Annotated in this window: 19 protein-coding genes and 1 pseudogene; 9 read left to right on the top strand and 11 right to left on the bottom strand. The window is 67.4% G+C overall.

What is annotated here, in order from left to right; translation table 11 throughout:
- Positions 1-50 precede the first annotated feature (50 nt).
- Positions 51-527 carry a cupin domain-containing protein gene (locus F618_RS0103690; protein ID WP_019567775.1) on the bottom strand — a complete coding sequence of 159 codons (477 nt, stop codon included), beginning with the start codon at positions 525-527 and terminating at the stop codon, positions 51-53.
- A 246-nt stretch (positions 528-773) separates the two neighbouring features.
- On the opposite strand from F618_RS0103690, the gene F618_RS0103685 reads away from it, so the two are divergent.
- From F618_RS0103685 to F618_RS0103670, 4 genes are all read left to right on the top strand, one after another.
- Positions 774-2,063, top strand: coding sequence for an alpha/beta hydrolase (locus F618_RS0103685; RefSeq protein ID WP_019567774.1), 1,290 nt, complete (start codon positions 774-776; stop codon positions 2,061-2,063).
- Positions 2,064-2,173: 110 nt separating this feature from the next.
- On the top strand, positions 2,174-3,325 hold the full coding sequence (locus F618_RS0103680; protein WP_018938369.1) for a putative zinc-binding metallopeptidase: 1,152 nt from the start codon (positions 2,174-2,176) through the stop codon (positions 3,323-3,325).
- 68 nt (positions 3,326-3,393) lie between these two features.
- A complete protein-coding gene (locus F618_RS0103675) occupies positions 3,394-5,052 on the top strand; it encodes a BCCT family transporter (RefSeq protein WP_018938370.1) in 1,659 nt (552 codons plus the stop codon).
- Positions 5,053-5,370: 318 nt separating this feature from the next.
- Positions 5,371-5,655, top strand: coding sequence for a hypothetical protein (locus F618_RS0103670; RefSeq protein ID WP_018168090.1), 285 nt, complete (start codon positions 5,371-5,373; stop codon positions 5,653-5,655).
- Between the two features lie 75 nt (positions 5,656-5,730).
- On the opposite strand, the gene F618_RS0103665 is transcribed toward F618_RS0103670, so the two are convergent.
- The 6 genes from F618_RS0103665 to F618_RS0103640 form a co-directional block, all read right to left on the bottom strand.
- Positions 5,731-6,309 (bottom strand): hypothetical protein, encoded by a 579-nt coding sequence (locus F618_RS0103665; RefSeq protein WP_018168091.1) that lies wholly within the window; start codon positions 6,307-6,309, stop codon positions 5,731-5,733.
- 98 nt (positions 6,310-6,407) lie between these two features.
- Positions 6,408-7,400: an NAD(P)H-dependent glycerol-3-phosphate dehydrogenase gene (locus F618_RS0103660; protein WP_019563816.1), complete on the bottom strand. Its 993-nt coding sequence runs from the start codon at positions 7,398-7,400 to the stop codon at positions 6,408-6,410.
- A 15-nt stretch (positions 7,401-7,415) separates the two neighbouring features.
- Positions 7,416-7,943, bottom strand: a complete 528-nt coding sequence (secB, locus tag F618_RS0103655) for a protein-export chaperone SecB (RefSeq protein ID WP_018938372.1) — start codon at positions 7,941-7,943, stop codon at positions 7,416-7,418.
- A gap of 111 nt (positions 7,944-8,054) precedes the next feature.
- Positions 8,055-8,345 (bottom strand): glutaredoxin 3, encoded by a 291-nt coding sequence (gene grxC, locus F618_RS0103650; protein WP_019563815.1) that lies wholly within the window; start codon positions 8,343-8,345, stop codon positions 8,055-8,057.
- Entirely contained in the window at positions 8,345-8,773 is a 429-nt protein-coding gene (locus F618_RS0103645) for a rhodanese-like domain-containing protein (protein WP_018144124.1), read from the bottom strand. Before F618_RS0103645 ends, grxC begins: the two co-directional genes overlap by 1 nt.
- Positions 8,774-8,801: 28 nt before the next feature.
- Positions 8,802-9,137, bottom strand: a complete 336-nt coding sequence (locus tag F618_RS0103640; protein WP_026182005.1) for a helix-turn-helix transcriptional regulator — start codon at positions 9,135-9,137, stop codon at positions 8,802-8,804.
- Positions 9,138-9,211: 74 nt separating this feature from the next.
- Here F618_RS0103640 and F618_RS0103635 point away from each other — a divergent pair, with 74 nt between their 5' ends.
- The 3 genes from F618_RS0103635 to F618_RS0103625 all read left to right on the top strand — a co-directional run bounded on the left by F618_RS0103635 (position 9,212) and on the right by F618_RS0103625 (position 12,359).
- Positions 9,212-10,393 carry a murein hydrolase activator EnvC gene (locus F618_RS0103635; RefSeq protein WP_038071118.1) on the top strand — a complete coding sequence of 394 codons (1,182 nt, stop codon included), beginning with the start codon at positions 9,212-9,214 and terminating at the stop codon, positions 10,391-10,393.
- A 126-nt stretch (positions 10,394-10,519) separates the two neighbouring features.
- Complete coding sequence (locus F618_RS0103630) at positions 10,520-11,794, top strand: S41 family peptidase (protein ID WP_018168096.1); 1,275 nt, start codon at positions 10,520-10,522, stop codon at positions 11,792-11,794.
- Positions 11,795-11,816: 22 nt separating this feature from the next.
- Positions 11,817-12,359, top strand: a complete 543-nt coding sequence (locus F618_RS0103625; RefSeq protein WP_018168097.1) for a DJ-1 family glyoxalase III — start codon at positions 11,817-11,819, stop codon at positions 12,357-12,359.
- 313 nt (positions 12,360-12,672) lie between these two features.
- On the opposite strand, the pseudogene recG reads toward F618_RS0103625, so the two are convergent.
- Both recG and F618_RS0103615 read right to left on the bottom strand, forming a co-directional pair.
- A pseudogene (gene recG, locus F618_RS0103620) lies at positions 12,673-14,766 on the bottom strand (ATP-dependent DNA helicase RecG); the annotation flags it as partial.
- The gene (locus F618_RS0103615) at positions 14,759-15,148 is read right to left on the bottom strand and encodes a RidA family protein (protein ID WP_018168099.1); all 390 of its coding nucleotides are present in this window, start codon (positions 15,146-15,148) and stop codon (positions 14,759-14,761) included. The pseudogene recG and the gene F618_RS0103615, both read right to left, overlap by 8 nt.
- Positions 15,149-15,318: 170 nt before the next feature.
- Here F618_RS0103615 and F618_RS0103610 point away from each other — a divergent pair, with 170 nt between their 5' ends.
- Positions 15,319-15,786: a CopD family protein gene (locus F618_RS0103610; protein ID WP_018144117.1), complete on the top strand. Its 468-nt coding sequence runs from the start codon at positions 15,319-15,321 to the stop codon at positions 15,784-15,786.
- A gap of 8 nt (positions 15,787-15,794) precedes the next feature.
- Here F618_RS0103610 and F618_RS0103605 read toward each other — a convergent pair whose 3' ends face one another.
- Complete coding sequence (locus F618_RS0103605; protein ID WP_026331131.1) at positions 15,795-16,292, bottom strand: DUF3293 domain-containing protein; 498 nt, start codon at positions 16,290-16,292, stop codon at positions 15,795-15,797.
- Between the two features lie 153 nt (positions 16,293-16,445).
- Here F618_RS0103605 and F618_RS0103600 point away from each other — a divergent pair, with 153 nt between their 5' ends.
- Positions 16,446-18,176, top strand: coding sequence for a diguanylate cyclase domain-containing protein (locus F618_RS0103600; RefSeq protein WP_019567770.1), 1,731 nt, complete (start codon positions 16,446-16,448; stop codon positions 18,174-18,176).
- 15 nt (positions 18,177-18,191) lie between these two features.
- On the opposite strand, the gene F618_RS0103595 is transcribed toward F618_RS0103600, so the two are convergent.
- A complete protein-coding gene (locus F618_RS0103595; protein WP_019567769.1) occupies positions 18,192-21,095 on the bottom strand; it encodes an EAL domain-containing protein in 2,904 nt (967 codons plus the stop codon).
- Positions 21,096-21,101 lie beyond the last annotated feature (6 nt).

Below are 21,101 nucleotides of genomic sequence, written 5' to 3'. Positions count from 1 at the left end.
AGCAGCCGCGCGCGGCCGCATCCGGCGGTGGTGATTGGACCGTGACGGGGTCAGTCGTCGTGGCTGGCGTGGGCGTCCACCGGTTCCTCGAAGGCGATGAACAGGATGCAGTCCTCGTCCGATGTGCAATGGGTGGTATGTGCCAGCCGGGCCGGTCCGTAGGCATAGGTGCCGGGTCGGAGCACGACCGGGTCCTGGTCGTCGTAGTCGACCTGCATCTCGCCGCTGACGAGCACCATGCGTTCGGCGCTGGTGTGCCAGTGGTGGGGCGCGGTGCTGTTGCCGGGGAGGAGGAAGAAGACGTCGGCATTGGGCTGCGCCGGGTCACCTTGCAGCACGGCGAGCCGGCAGCCATCCGGCATGAAGTCCGGGCACGGGCCCCATTCGAGCTCGGGGGAATCAGGTTCGTGGATGAAGGCCGGGCCCTGGTCCGCCGTCGCGACCGTCCAGGCGGCGACCAGCGCGAGGGCGGCGGCAGAGGCAAGGCGGGGTATGGCCGCGGTGGGTGGGATATCGCGTTTGAACATGGTGCACCTCCTGTGGGTCATGGCTTCACCCGGCGCGCTCCGGGTGGGCGTGTCGTGGTGTGGCTGACCGGGCGGGTGTCCGTCCGGAGCGGCTTTTGCCTGTAAGTCTGGCTGGTTCACGTGGGGGTGGCTTCCAAGATCTTGCGGCAGGGGGGCGGATGTTGCGGTAGGTGGGCACCAGGCAGCGCCACGATTGCCGGCTCGCTACACTCGGGGTCTGGGAGCTGTCGGATAGGGATGTTCGGAATGGGTGTGTTGCGGGTGTATGCGGTCCTGGCGGTGGTGATGGGACTGGTGGGGTGTTCGCTGCTGGATGCGCGCGAGCAGCTGGCGCGGATGGGCGGGGCCTGTGTGATCAGCGGTACGGTAGGATCGAACGAAGGGGCGGATGGGTCGGAACGGACCGGGCCCTATGTGGTGGCGGTGTTCCGCGAGCCGGTCGCCGGCGCCGTTGTGCCCGAACCGGCGGACCACGTGGTGAGCGCGCGCGGCGGGAGCTGGTTCTTTGCCCTGGAGCCTGGTCGTTACAGCGTGCTGGCCTTCCGCGACGAGGATGGTGATCGCACGCATCCGGCCGGCGCACCGGTCCAGCACGTCGCGGGCGGCGATTCGCTGGATTGTGGTCCTGGCGGTCGGCTGACCGGGATCGATATCCGCGTGAACGGGAATGATCGCCTGGCGCACGCCATTCGCCTGCCGGATACACGGGGTCCTGGGGACGGCGCGGCGCCGCTGAGCCTGGGCCGGGTGACGGCCTACGGCGAGATCGCCCATCTGGAGGATCCGCGTTTCGCGAACGAGGTGGCGCGGGGCAGCCAGTGGCGCCCCCTGGATTTCGTGCTGGCGGGGTATGCCGGGGTGTACTTTCTTGAGCCATACGATCCCGCTCGGACGCCCGTGCTGTTCGTGCACGGGATGAACGGCTCGCCGCGGGACTTCGCCGGGCTGCTGGAGGGGCTTGACCGAGAGCGTTACCAGCCGTGGTTCTACTATTACGCCTCCGGGCTGCCACTGCAGTCGGCCGCGGCGCACCTGGCACAGGTGGTCGAGGAGCTGGAGGTGCGCCACGGCGTCGAGTCACTGCCGGTGGTGGCACACAGCATGGGCGGGCTGATCGCGCGCGGCTTCCTGAACGAGCGCGCCCGGCGCGAGGCGGCGGCGACCGTGCCGGCGATGATCACCCTGTCCACCCCCTGGGCCGGACACGAACGCGCCCAGCAGGGTGTCGATCGTTCGCCGGTGGTCATTCCGGTATGGCGCGACATGGCCCCGGGCAGCGATTACCTGGAAGGCCTGTTCGCGGATGCCAACACGGAGGTGACCGAGCTGCACCTGCTGTTTGGCTACCAGCGCGGGGAGGGAGGCGCGCGCGCCACTGCGGACGGGGTGGTCACTCTCGCCAGCATGCTGCACCCGCCTGCGCAGCGCGAGGCGGCCTCGGTCTTCGGGGTGGCGACCACGCACGCCGGCATCCTGTCCCATCCACTGGTGCTGGAGCGAGTGGACGGGCTTTTGTCCGGCGTACAGGGGGACTGACTGCCGTCTGCGGTGGTGCGTGCCGCCGCGACGGCGCCACGGGATCGGCGTAGTCTGAAGGCATGCCTGCCGCCTGGACATCCTCGGCAGGCCAGCCAACGGGGAGCGCGATGCAGTTATTCGAGTGCGAGGTCTGTGGGCAGGGGGTGTATTTCGACAACACCTTCTGTACCCGCTGCGGCCACCGGCTGGGATTCCTGCCGGACCGCCTGGAGGTCTCCGCCCTGGTGCCGGCGGGGGAGGCCGTGGGCGCCCGTGGGCGCCCGATCCCCGGTGGCCTGTGGCGGGTGGCGGACGAGCCGGACGGGCTGTTTTATCGCCAGTGCCGGCACTATGCGGTAGACGCGGTGTGCAACTGGATGGTGCCACATGAAGAAGCCGAGCCGTTCTGTCGCGCCTGCCGCCTGAATCGCACCATCCCGGACCTCAGTGTGCCGGGCAATGCGCGGCTGTGGGAGCGTCTGGAGGCCGAGAAGCGACGCCTGGTATATGGCCTGTTGCGCCTGGGCCTGCCGGTGGTGCCGCGGAAAAGCGATCCTGGGGGGATTGCGTTTGATTTCCTGGCCGATCCGGCCCCGGAGTTCCGCGAGGGCGGGGGCGTGGTCACCGGCCATTCGCATGGGCTCATTACCATCAATATCGCCGAGGCCGATCCCGCGGTGCGCGAGCGCATGCGCGAGGCGATGGCCGAACCCTATCGCACCATTCTCGGCCACTTTCGCCATGAGTCCGCGCACTACTACTGGGATCGATTGATTCGCGGTAGCCACTGGCATACCGATTTTCGCGAGCGCTTCGGCGACGAGCGTGCGGACTACGACGAGGCCCTGCGGCGCCATTACACCGGTGGTCCGCCGGCGGATTGGCAGGCCTCGTTCGTGTCCGCCTATGCCAGCTCCCACCCCTGGGAAGACTGGGCCGAGACCTGGGCCCACTATATGCACATCGTGGATACGCTGGACACGGCCTCCGCCTACAACATGGACATCGAACCCGTCGCCGGGCCGTCGGCGCGGCTGGGCGCGCAGGGGAATCTGCCGGCTTTTGATGCCTATGCCACGGTGGACTTCGATTTGCTTCTGGAGCATTGGCTGCCGCTGGTCAGCGCCCTGAACAGCCTGAATCGCAGCATGGGTCACTCGCATGTCTACCCCTTCGTGCTGACCGCTACCGCGATCGCCAAGCTGGCGTTCGTGCATCAGGTCATTCAGGATTTCCGCATGGGCATCCGCGTACAACCGGCGGGCGCCACCGGCCCTTGATCTGCCGGCCTGGATCGGCAAAGGTCCGGTCCTGAAATACATCCATCGCGCAAGCGAAAGGACGCGAGATGTACAACGTTGCCACCCGCGGCCCGTTCAAGGGGCTGAACCCGCGTGTTGCGCCGCTGGCGCTGATGCTTGTGGTGATCATCGCCCTGCTGGGGGTTTATCGAACCGAGCAGCTGGGCGCAGTGGTGGGGGATGCGCGCGCCTTCGTGACGCCGCTGCTGGAGTGGTACTACGTGGTGATCATGGCCTTCTTCCTGGTCATGGTGATCTGGCTCGGGGTCGGGCGCTACAAGGACGTGCGCCTGGGGCGCGACGACGAGGTCCCGGAGTTCACCACGCTGTCCTGGCTGTCGATGTTGTTCGCCGCCGGCATGGGCGTCGGCCTGCTGTTCTGGGCGGTGGCCGAGCCGCTGTCGCATTACGGCGGCAACCCGTTTCTGGCCGAGAACGGCAACCAGGCGGCCGCCGCCGACATGTCGATGGTGCTGACGTATTTCCACTGGGGGCTGAATGCCTGGGGTGTGTTCGCGCTGCTGGCACTGATCCTGGCCTATTTCAGCTTCCGCAAGGGCCAGCCGCTGGCGCTGCGCTCGGCCCTGCACCCGCTGATCGGCAAGTACAGTCATACCTGGCCGGGCGATCTGGTGGATCTGCTCGCCATCGTGGCCACGGTCTTCGGGATCGCAACGACTCTGGGGCTGGGTATCCAGCAGCTGGAGGCCGGGTTGGCGCATACCGTGGGCCTCTCGCTGGAAGGGGATCGCGGTCTCCTGCTGCTGACGGCGCTGCTGACGGTGACCGCGATCGTGTCGGTGGTGGCCGGGATGCAGGCCGGGGTGCAGCGGGTCAGCCAGGCCAACCTGTGGCTTAGTGTCGCTCTGCTTGGACTCCTGCTGGTATGGGGTCCAACCCAGTACTTGCTGGCCTTGGTGGTGCAGTCCAGTGGCAGTTACATGCAGAACCTGCTGGGGCTGTCGCTGTACACCCATGCGCACCACCTGGACGAGTGGCACTCCGACTGGACGGTCTTCTACTGGGGCTGGTGGCTGGCCTGGGCGCCGTTCGTCGGGCTGTTCATCGCGCGCATCTCGCGCGGGCGCACCCTGCGCGAGTTCGTGATGGGTGTGCTGCTGGTGCCGACCCTGATCACCTTCTTCTGGCTCGCGCTGCTGGGCGGTACGGCCCTGCACGCCGAGGTTGAGGGCATCGCGAACATTGCCGATCAGGTGGCGGAGGACCTGACCATGGCAACCTTCGCCACCATGGAGACCCTGGAACCCTGGTTGATCGCGAAGAGCGGGGCCGTCCTGATTACGGTGCTGATCGCGACCTACCTGCTGACCTCGGCCAATGCCGGCATCGTGGTCATCAACACCCTTCTGGCCCATGGCTCCACTGAACATCGGGCGATCCACCTGATCCTGTGGGGTGCGATGATCGGTCTGGTGACCGGCGTGCTACTGCTGGCCGGCGGGCTGGAGGTCTTGCAGAATGCAGTCATCCTGGCCGCGCTGCCGTTCTCGCTGGTGATGCTGATGATGGTGGTGGGCCTGATGCGCGCCCTGGAAGACGAGCGCTATGCCCCACGCCCGGGCGAGCATACGGTCGCCCCCAGCGAGCCGTGGACCATTCCGCCGGATCGCGTCCACGAGGACTTTGATATGGACGACGATGCCCCCGAGGCCCGTGACGAAGACGACGACCCTCGTCGCTCCTGACGGTCCCAGTTTTCCACCACGAAGCACACGAAGAAGGTCAAAAGCCTTTGCACCACAGAAGGCACGGAGGAAAGAAAGGAACGCGGTAACGCCTGGGTGGCGAAGGCGCCGTTCGATCCGCCTTGCCCTTCAACCCTGATTCTCTCCGTGCCCTCTGTGGTTCAAATCGCTCTTGAACTTACCTTCTTCGAGCCTTCGCGCGCTTCGTGTTGAACACACCAGGGAGGGAAAGGCCCGCGCATCTTGCGTTCACTTTCGGGGTGGCGGGGCTTGCCGTAGCCTGTGCGCAACGATTTCACGAACCGCGAGAGGAACCCCATGAGCGATACCCTGCAGTTGTCCGGCGAGTTGATTCAGAAGGTCCAGGATCTGCTGACCGAGGTGGACCCGAAGGCGCAGCAACCCATCGTGGCCGTGCAGTACCTGAGCGCGATCACCGGGTTCATGGTCGCGCAGATGCCGGAGTCGGTGAACGAGCGCAAGGAGTACCTCAAGCAGCTCTCCGAATTTACCGAGTCGGTGTTCGTGGACGTCGAGAGCCGCAAGCAGACCGCCCCGCCGCCGCAGGATGCCAGTGGCGTGTGGCGCCCCGGCGAGAACTGAGCGCCACGGGCCATGCTGTCGGGCGTGGCCGCAACCGGGGGCGGCGCAACCTCGGTGAACTTGTGAAGGCGGCGGTCAGTTGTTCCCGTCGCCTTTGTTTTTGTCCTTGCGCATCTGGCGCAGCATGGCTTCCTGTTCGTTGAAGCTGGGCATGCGGCGCTTGCCGCCGGCGTCGCGGGCCGGGTCGTTGCGACCGGCCAGGCCTGATTGCCCGGGCTTTTCGGCTTCCTTGATCTGCTGGTATTCGTCCAGTTCGCGGCGGGCGTCTTCGTCGCTGGTGTAGCGGCCACGGTAGTCCTGCGGTGGCTTGTGGCCCTTGCGCAGGAAGAGCTGCTTGCGTAGCTCCTTGTTGTAGTCGGTCACCCGACGGTCGATCCACCACAGGTCCACCAGCGCCCATGACACGCCAATAATCAGCGGTAGCAACCACCAGGCGGCGGGGCCAAATCCGGCGAGGGCCAGGGTGGCCGCACTGAGTGCCAGGAAGCCGGCGCCGCCCAGCGGCTCGTGCAGGTAGAAGCGATGCAGCCCGAGCGGGAACAGGATCCACGCAGCGTAGGCCGCAGGGCGGGTGCGCATCTCGCGAGCGAGGCGGGCGTTGACCGCCTGCAGGCCGCCACCTTCCAGGTCCAGTTCCTTCCAGGCCTTGCTCATGCGGTTCTCCGTTGCGTTCGCGTGTGAGGGCCACGGTAGTCCGACCGGAGCGTACGGGCGATTGTGCGGGTGTCGCGCGGGGCTTTTGCGGACGCGGGTCAGTCCTCTTCGCGGGTGGCGTCGCGTTCCAGCAGCCGGCGCACAGTGTCGTGCACCGGGCGGCCCTGGTAGAGCACCGCGTGCACCTCGGCGCAGATCGGCATGTCCACTTCCAGTGCCTTCGCCCGCGCCACAGCGACCCGGGCGGTCTCTACGCCCTCCACCGACTGTCCCACCCGCGCGCGGGCGGTGTCGAGATCTAGGCCTTCGCCCAGCATCCGGCCCAGGCGCCGGTTGCGCGACTGGTTGTCGGTGCAGGTGAGGATCATGTCCCCCAGTCCGGAGAGGCCGGTGAGGGTGGTCGGGCGTGCGCCGACCGCCGCGCCGAAGCGCTGGATCTCGGCCAGCCCGCGGGTCATCAGTGCGGCGCGCGCATTGGCCCCGAACCCGGCGCCGTCGGCAATACCGGTGGCCACCGCGAGCACGTTCTTCAGCGCGCCGCCCAGTTCCACGCCGATCACGTCCGTATTGCGGTACAGGCGCAGCGAGCGCCCGTGCAGGGCCGTAACCAGGCAGTCCATGTGGCCCTCGTCGCTGGAGGCCACGGACAGCGCGGTCGGCTGCTCCTGCGCCACCTCGGCGGCGAAGGAGGGCCCGGAGATCAGAGCGGGCGGGCGCTCGGGCCCCAGTTCCTGTTCGGCAATCTCGTGCAGCCAGGCCCCGGTTGCCGTCTCCAGGCCCTTGGTGGCCCAGGCGACCACCTGGTCGCGTGCGAGGCGCGGGGCGATCCAGCGCAGGGTTTCGCGGAAGGCGCCGGAGGGGACTGCGATCAGGACCAGGTCGCGGCCCTCGATGGTCGCCGGGTCGGCGCTGACGCGCAGGTTGTCCGGGAGGCGCAGACCGGGAAGGTAGCGGGCGTTCTCGCGCTCGCGTTCCAGTTGCCCGGCCGTGGCGTCATTGCGCACCCACAGGGCGACGTCGGCATGCAGGCGGGCCGCATGCACCGCCAGCGCCGTGCCCCAGCAGCCGCCTCCGAGGACCGCGATACGCATCGGTTGCGCCTCGCGTCAGGCCTGTTGCGTGGGCTCGGCCTGTTCCCCGCCGGCCTGTTGCTTCTGTTCCTGCAGGTGCTGGGCATACAGCGACTCGAAGTTGACCGGCTGTAGCAGGAGCTGCGGGAAGCCGCCCTTGAGCACCAGGTCGGCCACCGTTTCGCGGGCGAACGGGAACAGCACGTTGGGGCAGTAGGCACCCAGCAGGTGGTTGCGCTGATCCTCGGCAAAATTGCGCAGGATGAACACGCCGGCCTGCTTGATTTCGACCAGATAGGCGGTCTTGCCGTCGGATTCGGTGGTCACGGTCAGGCCCAGTTCCACCTCGAAGGCGCCGGCGGCCTCGTCGATCGGACGTGCGTTGGTGTTCAGCTGGATGTTGGTCTCGCCCTTCCACTCGCGCATGAATACCTCGGGGGATTCCGGCGCCTCGAAGGACAGGTCCTTGATGAAGACCTTCTGGATAGAGAAGTCGGGCCGGTCACTCTGTTCGGCCTGGGCCGCGCCGTTGCCGCTCTTCGGGGAATTCTTCTCTTCAGCCATGATGTTGTCTCGCAGTCGTCTGGAATCGGGGCATTGTAAGGGGGATGAGCGGTGTTTTTCGGGGTCGCCGGGGCGATCCCGTTTGCCGCCCGTTGCCGGCGGCGGCGCGTGTTATCCGGAGGCGTTGTCGGTCGGGCCTTCGAGGCCGGCCTCGCTGGCCAGGCGCGCCAGTTGGCCGTTACTGTCCATCGCCTGCAGTTCGTCGAAGCCGCCGATGTGTGTGTCGCCGAGAAAGATCTGCGGGACCGAGCTACGGCCGGCGGCGCGCTGTTCCATCTCTGCGCGCAGACCGGGTTCGCGGTCGACGGCGTACTCCGCGAACGGGTAGCCACGCTGATTGAGCAGGCGCCGCGCGAGCAGGCAGAATGGACAGCGCCCGCTGGAGTAGACCTCGAACTGCATTACTTCTTCTTGATGGGCATGTTGGCCGATTGCCAGGCCTGGATGCCGCCCTGCAGGTTGACTACGTCCTCGAACCCGGCCGCGGTCAGTTGCTGCGCGGCGCTGGCGGAGCGGTTGCCGCTGCGGCAGTACACCACTACCGGTTTGTCCTTGTATTTCTCGATGTCGCCCATGCGCTTTTTCAGGCTGCCGAGCGGGATATGCTTGGCGCCGCCGATGCGCCCGGAGGCGACTTCGTTGTCCTCGCGCACATCCAGCACCAGGGCGTCGTCCTGGTTGATCACGCGCACCGCCTCGACCGGCGAGAGCGAGCGATACTTGCGGTTCAGGCGTCGCAGTTCGACGAACAGGATCATCCCGATCACCGCCAGCAGGGCGCCGGTCAGGATGGGGTGGTTGGCGAGAAATTCGGGCAGGCGTTCAAGCATTCGGGAGACCGGATCGGAGGGGTGGGTGTCAGGAACTGCAGAAAACGTCCTGCATCATACCGATCAGGCGCAGGGTCCGGGAGTCCCCCACCCGGTAGTAGACCCGGTTGGCGTCCTTGCGCGTGGCGAGGATGCCCTTGTCGCGCAGGATGCCGAGATGCTGCGAGATGTTGCTCTGCGACGTCCCGACCTGATCGACGATTTCCTGTACGCTGATTTCGCGATCGCCGAGAATGCAGAGGATCTTCAGACGCAGCGGGTGGGACATGGCCTTGAGCGAGCGCGAGGCCCGCTCGATGTCTTCGTCCTGGGACATCAAACCGTCTTCGACGTACATTTCGTCTTCAACCGTTTCGTTGCTCACGGCATGCCTCTCTTGCTCGCGAGGGAAGGCCCTCGCAACTGGGTCAGAATATAAGAACCTAAACGTACCCCGATATGCGAATTTGCGCAATCTTGAGTCATCCAAGCGGTTCACGCGCCCTTTTGTGGTGCGGTGCGTTGCTCTGTTTTCTGTGGCCGGTCAGCGCCGTGGCGCTGGAACCGGAGGCGGAGCTGCGCGAGACGCGCGAGGCCATCCAGGACCTGGAGCGTAGCCAGGAAGAGCGTTACGCGGCCCTGCAGCATCTGGAAGGGCTGCTCGCGGAGGCTGCTCGCGGGACCGAGGCCTCGCGCCAGGAGCTGCGCGAGCTGGCGCGGGCGCGTTCGCGTCAGGAGGCGGTGGTCGCCGACCAGGAGGACCGTGTGGACGAGGCCCGGGAGCGGCTGGAGGCAGAACGCCGCGCCGCGGCCCGCCTGGTGCGCGATCAGTGGCAGGGCGAACGCCATCCCGGACGGAGCGACGGTCAGTCTGCGGAGCACCGCCATCAGGCCGCGTTTGCCGCGCGCATCCGCGAGGCGCGCGAGCAGGCCCTGGTCGTGTTGCGCGACCGCATCGAGGCGCTGGAGACGGCGCGCGGGAACCTCGCGCGGGAGCGGGCGGTGCTGGCAGAACGGGAAGAGCAGGCCCGCGCGGCGGTCGCGGATCTGGAACGCGAGGAGGCGCACCAGCGCCAGGCGATGGCGGAGCTGGAGGCGGTGATCGAGGACGAGTCGCTGGAACTGGAGCGCCTGGCGCGCAATGCCGAGACCCTGGAGACGGTGATCGAGGAGGTCGAGGCTCGCAGCGCGGCGCGTGCCGCGGCACCCCGCGAGTCCACCCCCGAACGGCCGGACGTGGCCTTCGTGGAATTGGAGGGCGAGCTTCCGCGTCCGGCCGAAGGCCGCGTGATCCGCAGTTTCAACGAGTCCCGTGGCAGCCGCCTGCGCTCGCGCTGGCGTGGCGCGGTGCTGGCGGTCGATAACGGCACGGCGGTACGCGCGGTGCACTACGGCCAGGTGGTCTACGCCGACTGGATGCAGGGCTACGGCTTCCTGGTGATCGTCGATCATGGGGAGCGCTACCTGACGCTCTACTCCAACGTAGAGGAGATCCTGGTGGCGGAAGGCGAGACCGTGGGTGCTGGCGAGCAACTGGCCGTGGCGGGCGAGGGCAGCGAGGCGATTGCGCCCGGGCTTTACTTCGAGATCCGTCACAACGGCGGACCATTGAACCCCGAGAGCTGGTGGCCCTCTCAGTAGAGGGAAAAAGATGGAATGCGCCCATGCCCCGGCAAAAGGCCGATCGGTGGCGTGCATTCAGGCAGCCGTCACATTGCGGGTGCTACCATCTTCACACAAATCACCTCAAGTGAACGAGGAAAGGTAATGAGCAAGTCTTGTCGCACCGGATACTCCCTGATCGTCGGACTGGTTGTCGGGGTCATGTTGAGTGTCTCGGTGGCGGTCTACGCCGACCGCGACAATGGCGCGCAATCCGCTTTGCCAGTAGAAGATCTGCAGCGCTTCACTGACGTATACATGCGCATCAAGCGCAATTACGTCACCGAGGTCGAAGACAAGGATCTCCTGGACAATGCGATCCAGGGGATGCTGTCCGGTCTTGACCAGCATTCGGCCTATCTGGACGAACAGGACTTCGAGGACATGCAGGTCGGGACCTCCGGCGAGTTTGGCGGTCTGGGCATCGAGGTTGGCATGGAAGACGGCTTCGTCAAGGTCATCGCGCCGATCGATGACACCCCGGCCAGCCGTGCCGGGGTCGAGGCCGGTGACCTGATCATTCGCCTGGATGGCGAGTCGGTGAAGGGTATGTCCCTGTCCGACGCGGTCGCCAAGATGCGCGGCGAGAAAGGCTCGGACATCACCCTGACCATCCTGCGCGATGGCGAGGACCGCCCGAAAGAAATCACCATCACCCGCGACGTGATCCAGGTGCAGAGCGTGCGCTCCGAGATCCTGGAGGACGGCTTCGGCTACGTACGCATCAGCAATTTCCAGCAGCGCACGGCACGCGACTTGGTGCGGGCGATCGAAGACCTGCAGGAACAGGGCGAGCTGCAGGGGCTCGTGCTGGATCTGCGCAACAACCCCGGTGGCATCCTGACGGGCGCTGTGGGCGTCTCGGACGCCTTCCTCGAAGAAGGCCTGATCGTCTACACCGAAGGTCGGCTGGAGGATTCGCAGTTCCGCTACCAGGCCTCGCCGGGGGATGTTCTCAAGGGCGCGCCGATGGTCGTCCTCGTCAATCGCGGATCGGCCTCCGCCTCCGAGATCGTGGCGGGTGCGTTGCAGGACCACCGGCGGGCCGTGGTTATGGGTCAGAACACCTTCGGCAAGGGTTCGGTGCAAACCATCCTGCCGCTGACCCAGAACACCGGGATCAAGCTGACCACCGCGCGTTACTTCACGCCTGATGGCCGTGCCATCAACGAGGACGGGATTGACCCGGACATCCGCCTGCAGCAGCTCGTGGTGCAGCGCTCCGACAGCGAAAATGGCGGTGCCCGCATGGGCCGTGACGGCCTGCCGGAATCTGTGGATGCGGACGAAGACAATGGCGAGACGTTGGCCGAGCGCGATTACGGTATGAACGAGGCGCTGAATCTCCTGAAGGGCCTGAACTTCTACAACCGCCGCTGAGCGCGGTGGACAGGGAGGATTGATGCCGAACGTACTGGTGCCCCTGGCCGCCGGGGCCGAGGAACTGGAGGCGGTCACGATCATCGACCTGCTGCGCCGGGCGCAATTCGAGGTCACCGTGGCCGGGCTGGAGCCGGGGCCGGTGACCTGCTCGCGGGGCACGGTGATCCAGCCGGATACCACGGTTGATCAGGTGCTGGATCGGTCCTTTGACCTGATCGTCCTGCCGGGTGGCCTGCCCGGCGCCAATCACCTGCGCGACGACGCCCGGGTGCAGGGTTTGCTGCGGGCGCAGGCCGAACGCGATGGCCACTTGGCCGCGATCTGTGCCGGGCCCAAGGCGCTGGCCGAGGCCGGGCTGCTGGAGGGGCGCACCGTGACGGCCTTCACCGGCGCGCTGGACGAGGCGGGGATCCCGTCCACTGGCGCCCCGGTGGAGATCGACGGGCGCCTGATCACCGGCCGTGGCCCGGGTGCCGCGATGGACTTCGCCCTGACCCTGATCGAACAGCTCGCCGGCCGCGAGGCCCGCGACGCCGTCGAGGGCCCGCTGCTAAGGCCCTGATGGTCTTAGCCACGAAGCGTACGAAGACCCGAAGGAAGACACGAAGAGGGTAGGATGTGTTGAGCGCAGCGAAACGCATCGGGGCCCGGATCATTCCGTGAGGCCGATGCGATTCGCTGCGCTCATCCTCACCCTGCCCGCTGCAAAACGATCGTGGCCTTTCTGATACGCCTCAAAAGGCCCGATGGAGGTCGTCAACACCCGCTGTTTCGTGCGCGATAGCGCGTCGTCCCCGGACGGGGCGCCAACTCTGTGGTGGAAGCTTTTGACCTTCCTCGTGCGCTTCGTGGTGGATTCGCCCTTCGTTCTTGAGCTATCCCACGGTCGCGTAGCGGGTGGCGGTGCCCAGCCAGCGTTCGATCAGGGCGGCGGCGCGCGCCGGGTCCTTCTCGATGCGTGCGGCAAGGGTGGTGGCCTCGTCGAGCAGGTCCTGGTCGCGTGACCAGTCGGCGACGCGGAAGCTGCGATCGCCAGTCTGGCGCGTGCCCAGCAGTTCGCCCGGACCGCGCAGCTTGAGATCCACCTCCGCAATCTCGAAGCCGTCGTCGGTGCGGCGCATCGCCTCGAGGCGCTCGCGTGCGGTATCGCCCAGTGGCGGACGGTAAAGCAGCACGCAGGCCGAGGCCGCACTGCCGCGCCCGACCCGGCCGCGCAGCTGGTGCAGCTGCGACAGCCCCATGCGTTCGGCATTCTCGATGATCATCAGGCTGGCGTTGGGGACGTCGACGCCGACCTCGATCACGGTGGTCGCCACCAGCAGGTCGATCGCGCCCGCGCGGAAGCGCTCCATCACCGCATCGCGCTCGGGTCCCTTCATGCGTCCGTGGGCCAGTCCGATGGTCAGCTCCGGCAACGCCTCGCGCAGGCGTTCGGCGGTGGCCTCGGCCGATTCCGCCTCCAGTTGTTCCGATTCCTCCACCAGCGGGCAGACCCAGTAGGCCTGGGTGCCGGAGCCGCAGGCGGCGCGGATGCGTTCGATGACCTCGTCACGGCGCTCGTGGCTGATCAGCGCGGTGCGTACCGGGGTGCGCCCGGGCGGGCGTTCGTCGATGACCGAACTGGCCAGTTCCGCGTACAGGGCCATGGCCAGGGTGCGCGGGATCGGGGTGGCGGTCATGATCAGCTGATGCGGCATCCGGCCGTTGCCCTTGTCGCGCAGGGCCATGCGCTGGTGCACGCCGAAGCGGTGCTGTTCGTCGATGATTGCGAGCCCCAGCTGATGAAACCGCACCTCCTCCTGGAACAGGGCGTGGGTCCCGATCGCGACCTGGCGCTGCCCGCTGGCCAGTTCCGCGAGCAGTTGGCCGCGCTCGCTGGCCGTCTGGCGCCCGCCCAGCCAGGCGATCGCGACGCCCAGTGGTTCCATCCACCGGGCAAGATTGCGCCCGTGCTGGCGGGCGAGTAGTTCGGTCGGGGCCATGAACGCCACCTGATAGCCGGCCTCTACCGCCGCCAGCGCGGCTGCGACCGCGACCAGGGTCTTGCCGGAGCCGACATCGCCCTGGACCAGACGGTTCATCGGCTGCGGGCGCGCGAGGTCGGCTAGGATCTCTTCGGTAACACGCTCCTGTGCGCCGGTGGGTTCGAAGGGGAGCTGCCCGCGCAGTTGTTGCCACAGCGCCCCCGGGGGCTGGATGACCGGGGCGCTGCGTGTGTCCGCGGGCATCCGGCTCTGCTGCATGCGCGCGAGTTGGTGGGCGCAGAGCTCTTCCAGGGCCAGCCGTGTGCGCGCCGGGCTGCGGTTCTCCGGGGTGTCCAGGGCGGCCAGTGCGTCGGCCTGCGCCGGTGGGTGATGGAGCTGCTCGAGGGCGCTATGCAGGCCAGGCAGGCCCTGCCGGGGCAGTTCCGGAAGCAGGTCGGGCAGGGCCTGCATCCCCGGCAGGGCGTGCGCGACCAGCTGGCGCAGCAGCTTTTGCGACACGCCCTCGGTGGTCGGGTAGATCGGGGTCAGGTGCGACTCCATCGCCGGCGGGCTATCGCCCACGGTCTGGATCTCCGGGTGCACGCACTCCAGTGCGCCGGGCATGCCGCGGGGCTCGCCGAAGGCGCGGATGCACGTGCCGGGGCTCAGGCGGCGCTGCTGGTTGGCCCCGAAGTGAAAGAACCGCAGCAGGACCTGGGCCTGGCCGTCGGCCAGGGTGACCACCAGCATGCGCCGGCGGCGGTGGACCACCTCGGAGTGGGTGACGCGCCCCTCGAACAGTGCAGCCAGCCCCGGACGCAGCGCGGCAATCGGCGTCAGGCGCGTGCGATCCTCGAAGCGCAGGGGCAGATGGAACAGCAGGTCCCCGGCCTGCTCCAGACCCAGACGCTCCAGTCGTTCCGCCACCGCCGGGCCGACACCCTTCAGCGCGGTCAGCGGGACCTGCAGCTCCACCGGTTGGGTTCGCGCAGCGCGATCAGTCGCGCGGGCACCAGGCGATGGCGTCCATTTCCACCTGGGCGCCCTTGGGCAGGGCGGCCACGCCGATCGCGGCACGTGCCGGGTAGGGCTCGTTGAAGACTTCGCTCATGATCTTGTTCACAAGCGGGAAGTGAGCCAGGTCGATCAGGAAGATGTTCAGTTTGGCGATATCGGCGGTGCTGGCTCCCGCCGCCTCCAGGACAGCCTGGAGGTTGGCGAACACCTGGCGGATCTGGTCCTCGATGCCGCCGTCGACCAGTTCCATGGTGGCCGGGTCCAGCGGGATCTGGCCGGACAGGTACAGGGTGTCGCCGGTACGCACGGCCTGCGAGTAGGGGCCGATGGCGGCCGGGGCGTTTTCGGTCTGGATGATCTCGCGCGACATGTGGACTCCTTGTACTGCCGGGTTGAATCTTGATAGGGCCGCGATTGCTGCATGCGGACCCGCCATTCTACTGATCAATCCGCACGCGTGTGCGGTCGGGGGGCTCGGCAGCCGTGCACGCGGGCGGCTACACTGCGGGCCACATCCGTAACGACAAAAGGAAGCAGGCAATGACGGGATACGCACTGGCAAACGTGCTGCATGTACTGGCCGTGGTGATCTGGGTGGGCGGTATGTTCTTCGCTTACATGTTCCTGCGCCCGGTGGCCGGGCAGCAGCTCGAGGGGCCGGCGCGGCTGAAGCTCTGGGAGGGTGTGTTCGCGCGCTTCTTCCCCTGGGTCTGGGCCTCGGTCCTGGTGATCCTGGTGACCGGCTTCTACCTGATCTTCGGGGTGTTCGGCGGCATGGGTGATGTGCATCCCAGCGTGCACACCATGCTGCTGCTGGGTCTGATCATGATGGCGATCTTCGCCCATGTGTTCTTCGCCCCTTATCGGCGCATGCGCAAGGCGATTGCGGCAAACGATACCGAGGAAGGCCTCCGCCGGCTGGGGCAGATCCGCATCCTGGTCGGGATCAACACCGTCATCGGTCTGGTGACGATCGTGGTCGCTTCCGGCGGTCGCCTGCCGCTGTAGGCGGCACGCTACTTGCCTAGCCCCGGGTGCCATACCAGCCGGGGCCGAGCCGGCGGTTCCAGCAGCACGGCTGCGTTCTGGCCGAAGGCCTCCAGCCAGCGCGCCAGCAGGTCGTCGGGCAGGTCCGCGATGGCCAGGCCCGGTTCGTCCGGCCACTGGCCGCGCGGGTCGCGATTGCGGGCAGGCCATGCGCGCAGGCCGTGCTCGGCCACGGTCTGCTCCAGCCGGCGCTGGCGTTGGATGTTTTCACCCTCGGTGCTCGGGCGGCTGCCCGGATTGCAGGCGGTGAACAGGACCAGGCGCTGCATGTCCCGCTCGGCCATCCAGGTCGTGACATCCTCCGCGGGCTGGTCGATGTACAGAACTCGGCTGCTGCCCTCGATCTCCAGGCAGTAGGCGGCGCTTAGGTAGGCCTTCTCCAGTGTCGCCAGCTGCGCTACGGGAGCGGGCGACTCCGCGTGCGCGGCGGACATTCGGTCGCGGTATTTGCTTGTATTGGTGGACATCTCGCGGCACCCTCCCCGCCTGGATCGTGCGGATGTGGTCGATCAAACAGGGGGAGCGGGATGCGCGTCAAGGATGCGACAGCGGTTTGTGGTGCCTCGTCGGGTGCGGGTGCGTCCATGGACCGGCCCGTCCCCGGCTGGGATTGAGACGCGATGGCCCCGCGTCCCTTCGTTCCCGGGCTGACCGGCGCCTTTGTTGTGGTGCTGCTGCTGGTCGCGGTGGTCGCCGTCGCCAGCTGGCTTCGGGTGCAGCAGCTGCAGTACGACGTCCAGGCCCTTACCGAGGAGTACGTGCAGAAGGTGGACCGCGTGCATCGCATGCGCAGCCTCGTGCGCGAGCGCATGCTGCGCGCCTCGCTGGTGATCAGTGCCGAGGACCCGGCACTGCAGGATCGCTACCAGCGGGAGTTTCGCGAGCTGGCCGAGCGCTTCCTGGACGCCCGCGAGGGTGCGGAATTACTGGCTCGGACCCCACGCGACGCCGCGCTGCTGGCCGAACTGCGTGCGCTGACCGCGACCGGTGCCCCGATCCTGTCCGAGCTCCTCGACGTTGCCCTGGCGGGTGGGCACAACGAGGCGCTAGCGATCCTGTATGCGGACGCGATGCCGGTGCAGGAGGATGTGCTGGAGCAGATGGAGGCCATCCTCGCGGCCTTCGAACGTGATAACGAGGAGGCGGTGGCGGCCATGGCGCAGCGCCATGAACAGGCGCAGCAGGTGATGCTGGTAGCCACCGTCCTGACCATGCTGATGATTGCGCTGATGTGGGTGCGGGTGCGCCGGAGGATCTGGCGTGATCACGCCGCCTTGCACAAGGAACTGGAGGGACGCCAGCAGATCGAGGCGCGCCTGCGTGAGACGCAGGCCGGGCTGGAGGCGGCGGTGGCCCGGCGAACCGCGGCCCTGCAGGAGACCACCGAGCGCCTGGAAGAGGCCCAGCGGATTGCCGGGGCCGGTTACTGGGACTGGGATATTCGTGGTCTGCGGATGAACTGGTCCACGCATGTATTCGATCTGTTCGGGCTCGACCCGCAAACCGATACCGCGGGATTCGAGGCCTACATGCGAGCCATCCATCCGGACGACCGTACGCGGGTGCGCCGCGCCACCAACGAGGCGCTGGATCACGAGGCCTATTACCGGGTGGATCACCGGGTGGTGCGCGCGGACGGCGGGCTGCGCCATGTGCGGGTCGAGGGCGAAATCGATCGGGACGCCCAAGGCCGCGCCGTGCAGGTCCTCGGGATGGTCCGTGACATCACCCGCGACAAGGCCTCCGAGGAGCGCCTGTGGCACCAGGCCCATCATGACTCCCTGACCGGCCTGCCCAATCGCAGTCTGCTGCAGGAGCATATTCAGCAGGCCCGGCGCCGGGCCCAGCGCGCCGGCACCGGCCTGGCCCTGGTGGTCTGCGATCTCGACGGCTTCAAACCCATCAATGATCGCCTGGGACACGATGCCGGCGACGTGATGCTCGTGACCGTGGCGCGGCGTCTGCGCGAGGGCGTGCGCGAGAGCGACGTGGTGGCCCGCGTGGGCGGCGACGAATTCGTGCTGCTGCTGGAGAATGTGCGTGATCCGGATGCGGTGACGGGGGTCGGACTCAAGCTGATCGAACGCTTCGAGGAGCCGGTGGAGGTGAATCGCGAGTCGGTTCGCGTCGGGCTCAGCATGGGGGCGGTGCTCTACCCCGAGGACGGGGACGATGTGGAGGCGTTGCTGCAGCGCGCCGACCGCGCGATGTACGTGGCGAAGGAGGAAGGCGGCAGCCGGATCGTGCTGTTCCGGGAATGCTCCGGAGAGGAGCGCCGGCCAACGGATCTGTCCCTGCGCCGGCGCGGCGCGCTGGGTTGCGGGCTGGAAGACCCGGCCGCTCGCGACTGAATCGGCCGGCCTCGGCTACGGCCGATGCAGTCGCGCGACGAATTGTTCGTGGGTCAGCGGCGCGCTGAACAGGAAGCCCTGGAACCGGGTGCAGCCCAGGGCCAGGAGCTGCTCCCGCTGCTCCGGGTGCTCCACGCCCTCGGCGATGACGTCGAGCTCCATGTTGCGGGCAATGTCCACGATGTTTTCGATCAGGGTCCGGTCACCGCCGGCCAGCAGTTCCTTGACGAAGGATTTGTCGATCTTCAGCTCGTCCACCGGCAGGTCGCGCAGGTAGGCGAGCGAGGAATAGCCGGTCCCGAAGTCGTCCAGGGCGATGCGCATACCGAGCCGGCGCAGCGCGCCCAGCTTGGTGATGGCGTCCGGCAGGTCGCGCAGCAGGCCGGACTCGGTGACCTCCAGGGTCAGGGCGTGGCCGTCCACCCCGTGTCGGCGCAGCCGCGCCTGGAACTGGTCGACGAAGTCCGGGCGCGCCAGTTGCCAGGGCGAGAGATTCAAGGCCAGGCGAGGTGGCTGCAGGTTCCCGGCCTGCCACTGCGACAGCTGCATCAGGGCGTGTTCCAGGACCCAGTTGCCGACCCCGTGGATCAGGCCGGTCTCCTCGGCGACCGGGATGAAGAGATCTGGCGGGACCTGGCCCATCTCCGGGTGCTGCCAGCGCAGCAGGGCCTCGGCTCCGATCAGGCGCTCGGCGGCATCGAACTGCGGTTGGTAGTGCAGGTCCAGCTCGTCACGTTCGGCCGCTTGTCGTAGCCCGTCCTCGATCTGCAGGCGGGCATGCGCCTCGTCCTGCAGTGCATGGCGGTAGAACTGCACGCCGCCGCGGCCGGCACGCTTGGCCTGGTACAGGGCGATATCGGCGTGGCGCAGGGCTTCTGCCGAGCTCTCGCCGGCGTCGGGATAGCATACGCAGCCGAGACTGGCGCCGACCCCGAAGGTGCGTTCGCCGATGATAATCGGGCGCTGCAGGGCCTCCAGGATGCGCTCGGCGATTGCCTGCAGTTCCGGCTCCAGGGTCTCGCGTACCCGGGCGCACGGGGGCAGGACAACGGCGAACTCGTCGCCACCCAGGCGCACGATCAGCGCATCCTCGGGGGCATGGCTGCGCAGGCGGTCCGCCACCGCGCCCAGCACGGTGTCGCCTACCGCATGCCCCAGGGCGTCGTTGATGGTCTTGAAGTGGTCCAGGTCGATCAGGATCAGCCCGCCATGCAGGTGGCCGGCGGTGGCCTCCTCGATATGGCGGGTCAGGTCGTCGTGCAGGCGGGTGCGGTTGGCCAGCCCGGTCAGGGAGTCGTGGTAGGCCAGGGCATGGATGTGTTCCTCGGTGTGCAGGCGTTCCAGTTCGGCCCCTGCGCGGTCGGCCATGATCCCGAGGATCTCCATCGCCTTGTCGACATCCTCCACCGGATATCGGTTGACCATGGCGATGTGCCCCAGCAGCGTGCCCTGGCTGTCCAGCAACGGGGCCCCCAGATAACTCTCGGCGTCCATCTCCACCAGCATCTCGTCGGCCGGAAAGCGCTGTTGTACGTCGCAGGGGTAGATACAGGTACCGATCTCCAGCACACGTTCGCAGGGGGTCTCGGCGAGGTCGTAGCGCAAGTTCTCCACGATCTGCCCCGCGGTGCACAGGGCGACGGTCTCTACCACGCCGGGTTTTTCCGGATCCTCGATGCCGATCAGGGCATGGTCGGCAGCGAACAGGTTGTTCAGCTTGAGAACCAGCTGCTGGAAGAACTCCTCGCGCGAGCGCGCCTGCAGCCCCTCGGCGATCAGGCGCAGGGCGTCCTCGCTGCGGTGCGCGGCGGTGATGTCCTCCTGCATCACGATCACATCCTGTACCTCGCCGCGGGCATCCTGCAGTGGGTAGATGCAGCCCCGCAGCCAGCGCTCGGGGGTGATGAGCGGGGTGGTCTGGGTTGCCGGGCCGGGGTCGGCGGGTTCGGCCGACTGGTCGGGGCGGGCTGGTGGGGTGTAGGGCAGCGGGCCGATCTCGCGGTAGTGTCCGCGCAGGGCATCCTTGAGCGGTTCGTGGATGTGCCGGTCGATGGCATCCGGGCGGTCCAGAACGTTGCCGCCCGGCAGGGAGGCTTGTGCGCCGTGCATGGTTTCCCAGGCGGCGTTGCACTGGCGGATCTCGCCCTGCGGTGTGAGTACCTGGATGCCGACCGGGGATTGCTCCACCAGCGCCCGAAAACGGCTTTCCGAGTCACGCAGGCGTTCGCTGGTCTCGCGGTTCAGTACCAGGCTCATCATGACGACCATCACCACGTAGCCGAACGGCGCGAGCTGGGGCATCTCCAGTGCGCCGCCCCGGGCCAGGACGCCCTGCAAGGTGAACAGGACGAAGACCCCGATCCCGCCCAGCAGGAGCAGGGTGGTGGTCTGGCGATAGCGCCGGTAGTGCCGGATTAGTGTGGTGAGGGCGAAGCCCAGGACCAGAAAGACCGCGAGCACGCCAAAGCCGAACCAGGGGCTGATGGTGCCCACTGCGAGAGCCACGGTTTCGCCCCAGGGGAGTTCCAGGGGGCGGAGTTCGTCGATCACCTGGTACTGCATGCTGTAGGGCTGCAGGGTGTTGACCACCCAGGTGATGACCAGCAGTACCAGAAGACCGGAGATCAGCCAGCGGGCGGGGGTGCGCGTATGGGCCGCGACGAAGGCGGCGAACAGCACGTAGAACGGTCCCAGCAGATAGACGTTCAGGGTGAGTGCGCGGGTATAGGCCTCGACGGTGCCGGCCTGGTAGGTCTGGGCTGATCCGACGGCAAGCACCGCCATCAGGGCGCACATCGCGGCGAACAACCGGTGCTCGGTGCTCCGGGCGCTTTGCCGGCTGTGCAGCAGGTGGCTGAGCGTGGCGTAGATCGCCAGCCCCGCTGCAAGGTAGAGCGATGGCGCAAGAATCCCGTTCATCGGTTC

It is taken from the genome of Thioalkalivibrio sp. ALMg13-2, from assembly GCF_000381185.1.
Classification (GTDB): Bacteria; Pseudomonadota; Gammaproteobacteria; order Ectothiorhodospirales; family Ectothiorhodospiraceae; genus Thioalkalivibrio; species Thioalkalivibrio versutus.
This window is presented reverse-complemented; position numbering and strand designations above follow the sequence as displayed.

Excerpts from the sequence above, each read along its gene's own strand:
- F618_RS0103645 (WP_018144124.1), bottom strand. The coding sequence starts at position 8,773 with ATGCTTGAACGCCTGCCCGAATTTCTCGCCAACCACCCCATCCTGACC.
- F618_RS0103610 (WP_018144117.1), top strand. The coding sequence starts at position 15,319 with ATGACGGGATACGCACTGGCAAACGTGCTGCATGTACTGGCCGTGGTG.
- F618_RS0103605 (WP_026331131.1), bottom strand. The coding sequence starts at position 16,292 with ATGTCCACCAATACAAGCAAATACCGCGACCGAATGTCCGCCGCGCAC.
- F618_RS0103685 (WP_019567774.1), top strand. The coding sequence starts at position 774 with ATGGGTGTGTTGCGGGTGTATGCGGTCCTGGCGGTGGTGATGGGACTG.
- F618_RS0103625 (WP_018168097.1), top strand. The coding sequence starts at position 11,817 with ATGCCGAACGTACTGGTGCCCCTGGCCGCCGGGGCCGAGGAACTGGAG.
- F618_RS0103680 (WP_018938369.1), top strand. The coding sequence starts at position 2,174 with ATGCAGTTATTCGAGTGCGAGGTCTGTGGGCAGGGGGTGTATTTCGAC.
- F618_RS0103675 (WP_018938370.1), top strand. The coding sequence starts at position 3,394 with ATGTACAACGTTGCCACCCGCGGCCCGTTCAAGGGGCTGAACCCGCGT.
- F618_RS0103595 (WP_019567769.1), bottom strand. The coding sequence starts at position 21,095 with ATGAACGGGATTCTTGCGCCATCGCTCTACCTTGCAGCGGGGCTGGCG.
- F618_RS0103665 (WP_018168091.1), bottom strand. The coding sequence starts at position 6,309 with ATGAGCAAGGCCTGGAAGGAACTGGACCTGGAAGGTGGCGGCCTGCAG.
- F618_RS0103660 (WP_019563816.1), bottom strand. The coding sequence starts at position 7,400 with ATGCGTATCGCGGTCCTCGGAGGCGGCTGCTGGGGCACGGCGCTGGCG.
- F618_RS0103615 (WP_018168099.1), bottom strand. The coding sequence starts at position 15,148 with ATGTCGCGCGAGATCATCCAGACCGAAAACGCCCCGGCCGCCATCGGC.
- grxC (WP_019563815.1), bottom strand. The coding sequence starts at position 8,345 with ATGCAGTTCGAGGTCTACTCCAGCGGGCGCTGTCCATTCTGCCTGCTC.
- F618_RS0103635 (WP_038071118.1), top strand. The coding sequence starts at position 9,212 with ATGCGAATTTGCGCAATCTTGAGTCATCCAAGCGGTTCACGCGCCCTT.
- F618_RS0103670 (WP_018168090.1), top strand. The coding sequence starts at position 5,371 with ATGAGCGATACCCTGCAGTTGTCCGGCGAGTTGATTCAGAAGGTCCAG.
- F618_RS0103600 (WP_019567770.1), top strand. The coding sequence starts at position 16,446 with ATGGCCCCGCGTCCCTTCGTTCCCGGGCTGACCGGCGCCTTTGTTGTG.
- secB (WP_018938372.1), bottom strand. The coding sequence starts at position 7,943 with ATGGCTGAAGAGAAGAATTCCCCGAAGAGCGGCAACGGCGCGGCCCAG.
- F618_RS0103630 (WP_018168096.1), top strand. The coding sequence starts at position 10,520 with ATGAGCAAGTCTTGTCGCACCGGATACTCCCTGATCGTCGGACTGGTT.
- F618_RS0103690 (WP_019567775.1), bottom strand. The coding sequence starts at position 527 with ATGTTCAAACGCGATATCCCACCCACCGCGGCCATACCCCGCCTTGCC.